General features: G+C 64.0%; 10 protein-coding genes. 7 read left to right on the top strand and 3 right to left on the bottom strand.

What is annotated here, in order from left to right:
* Positions 1 to 75: 75 nt before the first annotated feature.
* Positions 76 to 1,209: a zinc-binding dehydrogenase gene (locus QQ658_RS10020; protein ID WP_286024714.1), complete on the bottom strand. Its 1,134-nt coding sequence runs from the start codon at positions 1,207 to 1,209 to the stop codon at positions 76 to 78.
* A gap of 479 nt (positions 1,210 to 1,688) precedes the next feature.
* Here QQ658_RS10020 and QQ658_RS10025 point away from each other — a divergent pair, with 479 nt between their 5' ends.
* The 6 genes from QQ658_RS10025 to QQ658_RS10050 all read left to right on the top strand — a co-directional run bounded on the left by QQ658_RS10025 (position 1,689) and on the right by QQ658_RS10050 (position 8,191).
* Entirely contained in the window at positions 1,689 to 3,182 is a 1,494-nt protein-coding gene (locus QQ658_RS10025; RefSeq protein ID WP_286027089.1) for a CoA-acylating methylmalonate-semialdehyde dehydrogenase, read from the top strand.
* Between the two features lie 130 nt (positions 3,183 to 3,312).
* Positions 3,313 to 4,077: a GntR family transcriptional regulator gene (locus QQ658_RS10030; RefSeq protein WP_286024715.1), complete on the top strand. Its 765-nt coding sequence runs from the start codon at positions 3,313 to 3,315 to the stop codon at positions 4,075 to 4,077.
* 227 nt (positions 4,078 to 4,304) lie between these two features.
* Positions 4,305 to 5,621 (top strand): DNA recombination protein RmuC, encoded by a 1,317-nt coding sequence (locus QQ658_RS10035; RefSeq protein ID WP_286024716.1) that lies wholly within the window; start codon positions 4,305 to 4,307, stop codon positions 5,619 to 5,621.
* A gap of 62 nt (positions 5,622 to 5,683) precedes the next feature.
* Positions 5,684 to 6,661, top strand: coding sequence for a 4-hydroxy-3-methylbut-2-enyl diphosphate reductase (locus tag QQ658_RS10040; RefSeq protein ID WP_502928908.1), 978 nt, complete (start codon positions 5,684 to 5,686; stop codon positions 6,659 to 6,661).
* Complete coding sequence (gene xseA, locus QQ658_RS10045; protein WP_286024717.1) at positions 6,661 to 7,896, top strand: exodeoxyribonuclease VII large subunit; 1,236 nt, start codon at positions 6,661 to 6,663, stop codon at positions 7,894 to 7,896. The genes QQ658_RS10040 and xseA overlap by 1 nt, the downstream gene beginning before the upstream one ends.
* A 73-nt stretch (positions 7,897 to 7,969) precedes the next feature.
* Positions 7,970 to 8,191: an exodeoxyribonuclease VII small subunit gene (locus QQ658_RS10050; RefSeq protein WP_286024718.1), complete on the top strand. Its 222-nt coding sequence runs from the start codon at positions 7,970 to 7,972 to the stop codon at positions 8,189 to 8,191.
* Between the two features lie 219 nt (positions 8,192 to 8,410).
* Here QQ658_RS10050 and trhA read toward each other — a convergent pair whose 3' ends face one another.
* A complete protein-coding gene (trhA, locus tag QQ658_RS10055) occupies positions 8,411 to 9,079 on the bottom strand; it encodes a PAQR family membrane homeostasis protein TrhA (RefSeq protein WP_286027091.1) in 669 nt (222 codons plus the stop codon).
* A gap of 71 nt (positions 9,080 to 9,150) precedes the next feature.
* On the opposite strand from trhA, the gene QQ658_RS10060 reads away from it, so the two are divergent.
* Positions 9,151 to 9,975, top strand: a complete 825-nt coding sequence (locus QQ658_RS10060) for an isoprenyl transferase (protein WP_286024719.1) — start codon at positions 9,151 to 9,153, stop codon at positions 9,973 to 9,975.
* Between the two features lie 57 nt (positions 9,976 to 10,032).
* Here the strand turns inward: QQ658_RS10060 and QQ658_RS10065 are convergent, their stop codons facing one another.
* On the bottom strand, positions 10,033 to 12,117 hold the full coding sequence (locus QQ658_RS10065) for a thioredoxin domain-containing protein (protein WP_286024720.1): 2,085 nt from the start codon (positions 12,115 to 12,117) through the stop codon (positions 10,033 to 10,035).
* Position 12,118 lies beyond the last annotated feature (1 nt).

Genomic DNA, 12,118 nt, shown 5'->3' on the forward strand with positions numbered 1-12,118 from the left:
GGGCTGAACTTTCGCCGACGCAATGAGCTGAGCTCGCGACTGCTGCATCGGCCGGCGAAAGCCCTGGCGGTCATCTCACAGCGACATGTTGATGACCGCGCGTCCGGTGATCTCACCCTTGCGCAAGGCGGCATAGCCCTCGGCCACCTTGTCGAGTGGGAGTTCACGAGTGACGATGTCCTGGTAGCGGATGACGCCGGCCGCCGCCAGCCGGACGACCTCAGGTAGATCCTGGCGAGTGTGGGCGCCGTAGGAACCGATGATCGACATCGACCGGCGCACCGTGCGGTTGATCTCGACCTCTGCGGTCTGGACGCCGGCGCCGAGCCCGATCGGGACCATGCGTCCACCGTCGCGCAGGCAGTCGAGAGCGGACGCCCAGGTTTGGGGACGCCCCAGCGCCTCGAAGGCAACGTCGACGCCCACGCCACCGGTGAGCTCCAGAACCTTCTCGCGTACCGATTCCGTCGAGGAGTTCACGACATCAGTTGCCCCCAGCCCCTTGGCGACGGCGAGCTTGTCGTCGGCCACATCAATGGCGATGACCTGTTTGGCGCCGAACGCGCTGGCGATCTGGATGATGTTGGAACCGACTCCGCCGGTCGCGACCACCGCCACGGACTCGCCGTAGCGCAGGTCGGCACCGCGGCGCACCGCGCCGTAGGCCGTCATCGCAGCGCACCCGAGGATGGCACCCTTGATCGGGTCGATGTCATCGGGCACAACGGCGACCGAGGTCGCCGGAATCACGCAGTATTGTGCGAGACCGCCCATCGAGTACATGGCGATCGGTTCGCCGTCGAGCGACGCGAGCCTGGTGGTGCCGTCGTAGAGCTTGCCTTCGAGGCGGTTGAGGCTGAAGAAGGGATCGCATAGGTCGTCTCGGCCACGAGAACACGCCTCGCATTGACCACACGGCATCAAGAATCCGCCGGCCACCCGCTGGCCGGTCTGCAAACCGGTGTGCTCATTTCCGGGTCCGACCTCGACGATCTCGCCGGCGACCTCATGACCGAGTACGGCCGGCAGCGGAAAGGCGATAGCGCCGGAGATCACGTGTAGATCGGAGTGGCACAGCCCGCAACCGGAAACCTTGACCAGCACCTCGCCGGCTTTCGGGTGCGGAGTGCGGATCTCCTCGATCTCCAAGCCCTTGTCGATGTCCCGCAGAACGGCGGCCCGCATCGTCGTCGGAATAGCTTCTGCCATGTCGCGCTCTTTCTCTTGTCCGAAGGTGTCGGCTCCGTGCTGAGCCGCATCACGTGACGATGGATGGCCCGGTCCCCTATGAGCTGCAGTCAGCTGGTGATCTCGCACGCTCTGGCGTCATCGCTGTGGGCGCCGAACTCCTTCGTCCGAGCTAAAGCATAGCCAGCCGCATCACGAATAGCCATCCAAGAAAGAAGATTTGTAACTACCAACAACGAGCGGCTCTTCACATACTTCAGATTCTCTGAGTCCTGATTATCATTCCTTGTCACACTGGTTCAAGTACGCCAATAACAGATTCACTCGAGCACCACATCAACCACCTGACGAAGCACGCACCCCACACGTCTAGCAACATGTAACGACATTTGCTAAGGTGGTTTTCGGCAGCCGCAAGTCGCCTCCGATGACGCGACAACTCGAAGCCACAATGGCCGGCGACCGCCGAGTCCTTCAACGATGAAAGATGAGGAACTATGGTGAGGACGATTGAGCACTGGATTGATGGTGCCTACTACCAGGGCAATCCGGCATCAACCTTTGACGTACACAACCCCGCTACCGGTGAGGTGAGCGCCGAACTGTTACATGCGAGCGCTGAAGACGTCGATCATGCGGTCAAGGTCGCACGCCGCGCGCAGCAGGAATGGAGTCATTACTCGCTGGCCAAGCGGCAGGCGATCATGTACAAGATGCGCCAGCTGGTCTTGGATCACCAGGACGAGATGGCCCAGATGATCGTCGCCGAACATGGCAAGAACTACTCGGATGCGATCGGCGAGATCCAGCGTGGACGCGAGACATTGGACTTCGCGACCTCAATCACCGTCGCGCTGAAGGGGCAGAACTCCTTCGACATCTCCACCGGTGTCGACATCCACACCATCCGCCAGCCAGTAGGCGTGGTGGCAGGCATCGTGCCGTTCAACTTCCCGGCGATGGTGCCGATGTGGATGCATCCGCTGGCCATCGCGTCGGGCAACGCATTCATCCTGAAATGCGCATCCCCGGTGCCCTCGGCCTCCCTGCTGACCGCCGAGCTGTACAAGGAAGCCGGTCTTCCGGACGGTGTGTTCAATGTGATCGGCGGCGACAAAGTGGCCGTCGAGGCCATCTGCACGCATCCGGATATCGATGCCATTTCGTTCGTCGGTTCGACGCCGGTGGCACATATCGTCCAGAACACGGGTGTGCAGCACGGCAAGCGCGTCCAGGCGCTGGGCGGCGCGAACAACCATGCCATCGTGATGCCCGACGCCGACCTCGCTTTCGCTGCCGAGCACATCTCGGCGTCCGCGTTCGGAGCGGCGGGCGAGCGTTGCATGGCGCTGCCCGTCGTGGTGGCGGTCGGCGGAATCGGCCCGAAGCTGGCCGAAGAAGTCGCCAAGCATGCCGCCAACATCAAGGTCGGCCCCGGCATGGAGGACGGCGTCGAGATGGGACCGGTCATCAGCGACGTCGCCAAGACGCGCATCACCGGCTTGATCGACGACGCGGTGGCCAAGGGCGCCAAAGTCGTCATGGACGGCCGTCCGTTGGTCATCCCCGGCCACGAGAACGGCTACTTCCTCGCTCCGACCGTGCTCGACAACGTTTCGCTCGACGCCCCGGTCTACACCCAGGAGGTCTTCGGACCGGTGCTCGCCATCGTCCACGCCGACAACTATGACGAAGCCATGCGCATCGTCAACGCCCAACCGTTCGGCAACGGTTCCGCGATCTTCACCAACGACGGCGGCGTTGCGCGCCGCTTCCAGTTGGACGTCGAGGCCGGCATGGTCGGCATCAACGTACCTATTCCGACCCCGGTCGCCTACTACTCGTTCGGTGGATGGAAGGAGTCGCTGATGGGCGATCTGCACATCCACGGCCCCGAAGGTGTGCAGTTCTACACCAAGGCGAAGGCCATCACCACACGGTGGCCAAGCGAGGCCACCTTCAAAGCAACGATGTCCTTCCAGCGTGAGGAGTGACACGGTAAGATCTCACTGAATGGCGTTGTGACACCCGGCACGGCAGTTCGTGCCGGGTGTTCGCGCATCGAAGGAGTGGAGCATCACTCGTGGAGCCGGATGCCTCCCGCAATGCAGGAATCGAGAAATAGTGACGCAAGCACGACCGGAATCGGTAGACATACCGTTCACTCCCGAGATCGTCGTCGACCGCGACTCTGCCACCCCGCTCTATCATCAGATCTCTCAGCCGCTCAGCGACATGATTTCTTCTGGCTGGCTGGTGCCGGGCCAACTCATCGAGGACGAGGTGGCGATGGCGAACAGGCTGCAGGTCTCTCGCCCGACCGCCCGACGGGCACTGGAGGAGCTGGTCAATCGTGGCCTGGTGGTGCGCCGTCGCCGTGTCGGCACGCGAGTCGCCCCGCGCCACGTGCATCGTCCATTGGGGTTGACGTCGCTCTACGACGATCTGAAGGAATCCGGTTACGCCATCCGCAGCGAGGTGCTCAGCTACGAGGTGCTGCTCGCCAACGAAGACCAGGCACACCGGCTGAAGGCAGCCACCGGCATCGAGATCGTGCGGATCCGCCGGTTGCGCTATATCGATGATGCGCCGCTGGCCATCATGACCAACCTCATCCCCTACGACGTCGCCCCCTCGCTCAGCGAACTCAATGAGCAAGGCTTGTACGCCTGCATGCGCAAGCGCGGCGTCAATCCTTATTCGGCCGAGCAGACGATAGGCGCCAGGCTGGCCACCCGAAGCGACGCAGACCTGCTCAACATCGATTCGGGCTCGGCATTGGTCACGATGCAGCGCACCACCTATGACAAGGAAGGCCGGATCATCGAGTTCGGTGACCATGTCTACGTCTCGTCGCTCTACTCGTATCACCTGCAGCTGTTCGTCTAACCAAGGCAGTCAGTCATGTAGGGCTGCCATCGCGGCGGCTTCGAAGATCACTGGTCCGTGTCCTTATCACCGTACTTGTCGCCGCATGCAGCGCAGCAATAGCGGTAGTCCGGACGCGATCAGCCGTGGAATGCCGCCCAGTCAGGCACTGCGCGCGAGCTGACCTGGCACCTTGATCGCCATCACACGTTCAAAAAATGTCAGTGCCGGCTGGCAGGGTGCATTTCATGGAACTCACCACAGTGCTGGGCTGGATCATCGCCCTGCTGGCCGGTTGTGCGATCGGCGTGATCGTCGGCCGGTCACGAAGTGAAGCTGCGCTGGCGCGCGTCAAGGCCGAGGGCCAGGCTGCGGTGGCGCAGGTACGTGCCGAGACGGACGCGGCCGTTGCCGTGGCCGAGGCTCAACGGGACGCCGCCGTGCAGAGGTTCGAGGAGATCGCCGGCGACCGCGAGACCTTGGCGAACCAATTCAAGGTTTTGTCCGATCAGACCTTGGCCGAACAGCAGCGCCGCGCCGAAGCCGCGGCCGAGCAGCGCCTCAAGAGCACCGAAGCGTTGATGACGCCGGTGAAAGACGGTCTGACCGCGCTCAATACCCAGCTCAACCGGGTCGAGACGGCACGATCGGCCCAGGCCGCCGAGCTGAGCGAACAGGTGCGCCAAGTGGTGGCGACCAGCGAATCGCTACGCCGCGAGACGAGCACGCTGTCGACGGCGTTGCGCAAGCCACAGGTACGCGGCGCCTGGGGTGAGTTGCAACTGCACAGGGTCGTCGAGATCGCCGGCATGCTCGACCACTGCGACTTCTATGAGCAGGCAAGCACCGTGACATCCTCCGACGCACATATCCGGCCCGACATGAAGATCATGCTGGGCGAGGGCAAGTTCGTCTACGTCGACTCCAAGGTGCCCCTGAGCGCCTTCTTGGACGCCCAGGAGGCGCGATCCGACGACGAGCGGCAGACAAGGCTGACTCAGTTCGGCACGAACGTGAAATCCCATGTCGACCAGCTGTCGGCCAAGCAGTATTGGAAATCCGACACCGGCACACCCGAATTCGTCATCCTGTTCATCCCGAGCGAGGCGCTGGCGACAGAAGCACTGGCTCAGCGTCCCGACCTGCATGAATATGCGGCCGCCCGCAACATCGTCATCGCCACCCCGACATCGCTGATCGGCCTGCTGCGAGCCGTCGCCTATGGCTGGAAGCAGGCCGCGCTGGCCGACTCCGCCGCCGAGGTCTTCAGCCTCGGGCGGGAGATCTACGACCGGCTGATCACAATGGGCGAGGCGTTCGCGAAGCTCGGACGCTCGCTCCAGCAGTCGGTCAACCACTACAACTCGACCCTGGGTTCACTGGAGACCCGCGTGCTGGTCAGCGCACGCCGGTTCCGGGACCTTCAGGTCACCGAAAAGGAATTGAGCCCGCAGAAGGGCGTCGAGCAGGCTCCGCGCGCGCTGTCGGCTCCCGAACTGATCGCGGACGCCGATGGGCAGCATGCGGACCCACGCGCGCGCGTCCAACTGGTGCGAGAGCGGTGAGCTACTGCCACAAGGTTGACGTGCTCATCAGGGGGGTTGGGATCGTGCCTAAGCTTGTCCATATGACCGAATCAGAGGCTGAGCCGGTGACCAAACGCGTCGCAGTCGCGGCGCCCCGCGGCTATTGCGCCGGCGTTGACCGAGCGGTCGTCACCGTCGAACGGGCACTGCAGCAGTTCGGTTCTCCGGTCTATGTGCGCAAGCAGATCGTCCACAACAAGCACGTCGTGGAAGGCCTGGAAGCCAAGGGCGCGATCTTCGTCGATGAACTCAGCGAGGTTCCTGCCGGTGCCCTGGTGATCTTCTCCGCACACGGCATTTCACCGCAGGTGCGTGCGGAGGCCAAGTCACGCGGGCTGCGGACGATCGACGCGACCTGCCCGCTGGTCACCAAGGTGCACCACGAGGCGAAACGCTTCTCGGGCCAGGGGCTCCCGATCCTGCTGATCGGCCACAACGGCCACGAAGAGGTCGAAGGCACCACGGGCGAGGCGCCGGAATCCATCACTCTCATTCAGCACCCGGACGACGTCGACAAGCTCGATCTGCCCACCGATCAGCCGGTCGCCTGGCTCACCCAAACCACGCTCAGCGTCGACGAGACATCGCAGACCATCGGCAAGCTGCGCGACAAGTTTCCGAAATTGGTCGATCCGCCGTCCGACGACATCTGCTACGCGACCCAGAACAGGCAGGATGCGGTCAAGCAGATCGCCTCGCATTCCGATCTGGTGATCGTGGTGGGTTCCCGCAATTCGTCGAACTCCGTCCGGTTGGTCGAGGTCGCACTCGAGGCGGGTGCCAAGGCCGCCTACCGGGTGGACGATGCGTCCGAGATCGATCCGGCCTGGCTCACCGATGTCAATCAGATCGGCGTCACCTCGGGTGCCTCGGTGCCGGAGACGCTGGTGGACGGCGTGCTCGACAGGCTGGTCGAGCTCGGGTTCCCGCCGGCCGTCGAAGAACGGCTGGTCGACGAGTCACTGACCTTCTCTCTGCCACCACAGCTGCGCAAACACGACACTCGCCGGCGACGCTGATGGCCACTACCCCACCCAGCAGCGCACGCAACTCCCCCGACACGCCACAGCCACTTGGCGCGGTCATCGAGCAGGTGCGCGGCTGGGTCGAACGCTGCGGCTGGATCTGGGTCACCGGGCAGGTCATCGAGTTACGACGCAGACAAGCAGCAACCCAGTTCTTGACTTTGCGCGATTCGCGAGCCGAGAATTCGGCAACCATCACGTGCAGCACCCAGGTGTTGGACGCCGCAGGTCCGCTCACCGAAGGCATGACCGTCGTGGCCTGCCTCACTCCGCGGGTCTGGACAAAAACCACCCGATTGTCGTTCGAGTGCTCCGAACTGCGGATCGCCGGCGAGGGCCAGCTGCTGGTGCAACTCGAACAGCTGAAGCGAAAACTGCAGGCCGAAGGCCTCTTCGACCCGGTACGCAAGAAACGGCTCCCATTTCTGCCGCGCCGGATCGGGCTGGTCACCGGCGCCAACAGCGCCGCCGAACGTGACGTGCTGGCCAATCTCCGCAAGCGGTGGCCGGGCGTCCAGGTGCAGGTGCGGCACGCGTTGGTGCAGGGGCCGGACTCCGCGTCCGATGTGATGGCCGGACTGGCCGAGCTGGACGCGGACGCTGCCATCGAGTTGATCATCATTGCTCGTGGTGGCGGTTCGCTGGAGGACCTGCTGCCGTTCAGCAATGAGGGTTTGGTGCGCGCGGTCGCTGCCGCGCGTACCCCGGTGATCAGTGCCATCGGCCACGAGCCGGACAGCCCCATCCTCGATCTGGTGGCGGATCGCCGCGCCTCGACGCCGACCGAGGCCGCGAAGATCGCCGTGCCGGACGCCCGTGAGCAGTCCGAGCAGCTTGCGGTGCAGCTGAGCCGGCTGCGGCAGGCGATCATCACCCGGGTGCGAAATGAACAAGATTGGCTCACCCAGCTGGTCTCACGTCCGGTGCTGCGCGACCCGTCGGGAAGCTTCGCCTCCCACCAGGAATGGCTGGACGGCTACCGGCATCGGCTGGGCCGGGCCATCGATCAGCAGCTCGGCAATGAGCGCACTGCCCTGGCCCATGCGGTGACCCGGATTCGTTCGATGTCACCGAAGGCGACTCTGGAACGCGGTTACGCGATCGTCGCCGATGCCGAGGGCGGCTCGGTCACCTCGGTCAATGACGCCGATCCGGGCGACCAGTTGCTGCTGTATCTGAGTGACGGGCAGCTGTTCGTCGAGGTCGACTATCAGGAGGAAGATTCATGAACGCGATGATCCGGCGACTACCAGCGTCCTTCGGTGCGAGACCGTACCAGAGCGTTGCCGAGGAGGCGCTCCGGTGAGCAGCCCCGAGACCGAACCGCAGTTGACCTACGAGCAGGCCCGCCAGCAGCTGGCAGAAATCGTCACCAAACTCGAATCCGGTGGCGTTCCGCTCGCCGAGTCCATGCAGTTGTGGGAGCGTGGCGAACAACTGGCCAAGGTATGCCAGGGTTGGCTCGACGGAGCCAAAGCGAAAATTGACGCCGCCCGGGCCGAACAGGCAGGGCAAGCCGACTGAGATTCTCGGCTTTCTAGACATCGTCCGTGCTTCTCGGTGACCAGTCGGGCTATCGGCGAAAAGGCTCGGAACCGGTGAGCCCGACCCCGTGCAGCACCCTCAGGCCCGGCTGCACAATTGTCCTCGCCCAGATCCAGCCAACAGGTTGTAAACGGCGTCGCGAAAATGTCACGTACCGCTTTGCCCTCCTACCCGATGCCCGCGGACGAGGGCTCTTTCTTACAGCACCGCGATCAGGATGGCGGCCCAGTGGCAGAGCGCTCCGAGCACGGTGCCGGCGTGAAAGATCTCGTGAAATCCGAACCATGTCAGGCTCGGATTGGGCCTTTTCAGCGCGTAGATCACTGCGCCTGCCGAATAGAACAGCCCACCGAGAACCAACAAGATCACCACCGCCGGCCCGCCAGCAGCCGAAAGCTGTGGCATCCAGAAGATCGCTGCCCACCCCATCACCAGGTAGAGCGCAACGTAGAGCCACCTGGGTGCGCCCATCCACAGCACCCGAAATGCGACATCGAGCACCGCAGCGCCCCAGATCAACCCCAGCAGCAAAGCCTGCGAGGCGCCGTTCAACAATGCGACGGCGAGCGGGGTGTAGGTGCCGGCGATGAAAACCGCGATATTGGAGTGATCAATACGGCGCAGAATTGCGGCGACCTTCACACTCCAGCGTCCGCGGTGATAGAGCGCCGAGTTGCCAAAGAGCATGATTGCGGTCAGCGTCCACACGGCACAGGCCATCCGCAAGGGCACAGAGCCGGCAGCGATCAGCAGCACCAGCCCGCCGACAAGGGCAAGCGGCGTGTTGATCAGGTGCAGAACGCCCCGCAGCTTCGGTTTGACCTCGGTCACAACGACGGTTGCTCCGGTCCGGTCATCAACGGCTATCACGTAACCTACGGTACCGTAGGTTTCCGCAGATGGAAGCACTAATTGGAAAGGCGCGGTTAAATGTCCTCATGGCCATGGACAACGCGCAGTCGCGACTGCTCCGGGCGTTGGACCTGATGCCGCGCGAATTGAAGAAACCGGTCTACCAGCTTTACGAGTCGCGGCTTCGCACGCAATTGCGTCACGATGCCCTGCCCCAGCACGTCGCAGTACTGGCCGACGGAAACCGTCGCTGGGCACGCGCGAATGCTCCCGGTATGCCGATCGCCGCCGGCTACCAGGCCGGAGCCAGCAAGCTCAAACAGTTCGTCACGTGGTGCGATGAGATCGGTATTCCGATCGTCACCTTGTGGGTGCTGTCCACCGACAACCTGCGCCGCAGCCAGGATGACGAACTGATGCCGCTGCTCGACGTGATCGTCGGATTGGTGGAAGATCTCGCCCAGGCCCGCGATTACCGCATCATGGTTGTCGGGGACCTGGGCCTGCTGCCCGATGGTATCGCCGAGGCCCTGCGAAGGGTTGTCGAAGAAACCGAACACCGGCAAGGCATGCACATCAACGTTGCGGTCAGCTATGGCGGACGCCACGAGCTCACCGATGCGGTCCGTTCACTGCTCGCCGAGGAAGCCGCGAGGGGCACCTCTCTCGCCGAACTGGCCGAGCATCTGGAGATCGATCAGATCTCCGAGCACCTCTACACTCGGGGGCAACCCGACCCCGACTTGATCATCCGGACCTCCGGCGAGCAACGGCTCAGCGGATTCTTGATGTGGCAGTCAGCTCACAGTGAGTTCTACTTCTGCGAAGCACTGTGGCCCGATTTCCGCAAGGTCGACTTCTACCGGGCACTACGCGACTACGAACAGCGCGAGCGCCGCTACGGGAAATAGCGGCCCCGGGCGCGGGAACCAGAAAGGAAACCGGCAAGGCACATCGGGATGCCGATGCTAGCTGGTCTCCCAGAGCAACCCACGCAAATTCGACCAGTCGGTAACCGGCAGTTGACAGCTCTGCCCCCGGCAGACATAGGCAGTCGGCTCGTCGTCCAATTCGGTGCGGTCGGCGAACAGGTCCCCAAAACCGGTGGTGCCGGGAGCACCTGCGACGATCACGCTGCCCCAGGGCGCCAGCCGCCAGCCGGCCTGCGCGAGCGGCGAGGCGGCCGGATGGTCCGACTCGTCCACGATCACGACCTCGGCGGGTCCCCAGCCTCGTTCGGCCTCGGAGCGGGCCAGCAAGCTCGCCAAGCCCCAACCGCTCGATCGGGGAGATGAGGCGAGCAACGGACGCAGGGACATCGCTGCAGCGTCCGCCCGGGCCAGCAGATCGCGGCGTCCGGTAAGCCGGGCCGCCGAACGCAACGCGACCTCCATGACCGAGGTCGTGCTGGGCAGTTCTTCGTCCGCCAATCGTTTCGGACGCTCGAAAAGCCCCGGATGCAAGGCCGTCGTCTCACAAAACCCGCCGTCAACCGAGGAGAAAAGCTCGACGGCGCGCTCCAGCAGCGCCACCGCAGGCTCCATCCAGCCAGGATCGACAGCTTGAGCCAGGCTCAAGAAACCGAGCGCTACACACGCATAGTCGGAGCACACCCCGTCTGCGCCACGAGTGATGCCTTCATCGGTGGCCATGCTTGCCCTGGCCAGGATCTGACGATCCGGGTCCCAGTGCTTCGTCCACAGGTATTCGCCGCAGGCGCGGGCGAGCTCGCGCCAGGTGGGCTCTCCGAACACCATGCCGGCCCGCACCAGCGAATCGATCAGCAAACCGTTCCAGGCGGCGACGACCTTGTCATCACGAGCCGGACATGGACGGCGCTCCCGGATGGCCTTGAGCCCGGCCGTGATGTTGGCGACCCTGCCCGGGTGCGGCAGGCCATGGAATTGCAGAGTGGACATTCCGCTGCCGTCGGTGGGCGCGTGCGCTCCGGCCGGCAGGTTGCCCTTGTGTGTGACGTGGAACACTCCCTGGGCGAAACGGGAATCCTTGCCGAGGTATTCGTCGAAGAGCTGCGGGCTCCACAGATAGTAGGCACCTTCGGCGTGCTCGCCCGTGTCGGTTTCGGAGTCTGCGTCCAGGCTGGACGCGAATGCCCCGCCCTCGAGTCTCATCTCGTCTTCGAGCCAGCCGACGATGCCGCGCACCACGCGCTCGAAGATCTCTCGCTGTTCGGTGCCGTCGTCGGGTATCGCACGAAGCCACCCGCGGGTATAGGTGCCGAGCAGTAAGGCGTTGTCGTAGAGCATCTTCTCGAAATGGGGTACTTCCCAGCCCTCGTCAACCGCATACCGGTGGAAGCCGCCGCCGACCTGATCACAGATGCCGCCGCGCGACATCGCCTCGAGGGCGAACAATGCTGCGTCGTTGGCCGCCTGGTCGGTGCGCACGAATAGTGCGTCCAGGATCGGCGCCTGCGGAAACTTCGGCGCCGTGCCGAACCCGCCGTGAGTCGGGTCGGCGTCCGCGAGGACGAGTTCGGTCAGGCGATCGGGTGCGAGCTCCGAATCCGGAGTGCCCACCATCGATGGACGATCGAGCGAGGCCAGCCTGTTCACGATCAGCCGGGCCGAGTCGAGCACTTCCATGCGACGTTCTTGCCATGCCTGCCCGAGCGTCTGGACCACCTGACTGAACGAGGGCAGGCCGAAGCGAGGCTCCGGAGGGAAATAGCTGCCCGCGAAGAACGGCTTCCCGTCGGGAGTGCAGAACACCGTGTTGGGCCAGCCACCCTGACCGGTCAATGCCTGGGTGGCCCGCATGAATGCCTGGTCGACATCCGGGTGTTCCTCGCGGTCGACCTTGATGGCGAGGAATGAGCCGTTCAGCAGGTCGGCCACCGCCGGGTCGCTGAAGGTTTCGGCGGCCATCACATGGCACCAGTGGCACGACGAATAGCCGATGCTCACCAGCACCGGCAGGTCCAGGCGTCTCGCCTCCGCGAAGGGCTGGAGCCCCCACGGCCACCAGTCGATGGGATTGGAGGCGTGCTGGCGAAGGTATGGGCTGGCCTGATGCGCGAGTCTTTGGGCCACG

Origin of the sequence: Propionimicrobium sp. PCR01-08-3 (assembly GCF_030286045.1) — a bacterium.
GTDB lineage: Bacteria > Actinomycetota > Actinomycetes > Propionibacteriales > Propionibacteriaceae > Brooklawnia.

Coding starts and splice junctions, on each gene's coding strand:
- QQ658_RS10035 (WP_286024716.1), top strand. CDS start 4,305: ATGGAACTCACCACAGTGCTGGGCTGGATCATCGCCCTGCTGGCCGGT.
- QQ658_RS10040 (WP_502928908.1), top strand. CDS start 5,684: ATGACCGAATCAGAGGCTGAGCCGGTGACCAAACGCGTCGCAGTCGCG.
- QQ658_RS10060 (WP_286024719.1), top strand. CDS start 9,151: ATGGCCATGGACAACGCGCAGTCGCGACTGCTCCGGGCGTTGGACCTG.
- xseA (WP_286024717.1), top strand. CDS start 6,661: ATGGCCACTACCCCACCCAGCAGCGCACGCAACTCCCCCGACACGCCA.
- QQ658_RS10020 (WP_286024714.1), bottom strand. CDS start 1,209: ATGGCAGAAGCTATTCCGACGACGATGCGGGCCGCCGTTCTGCGGGAC.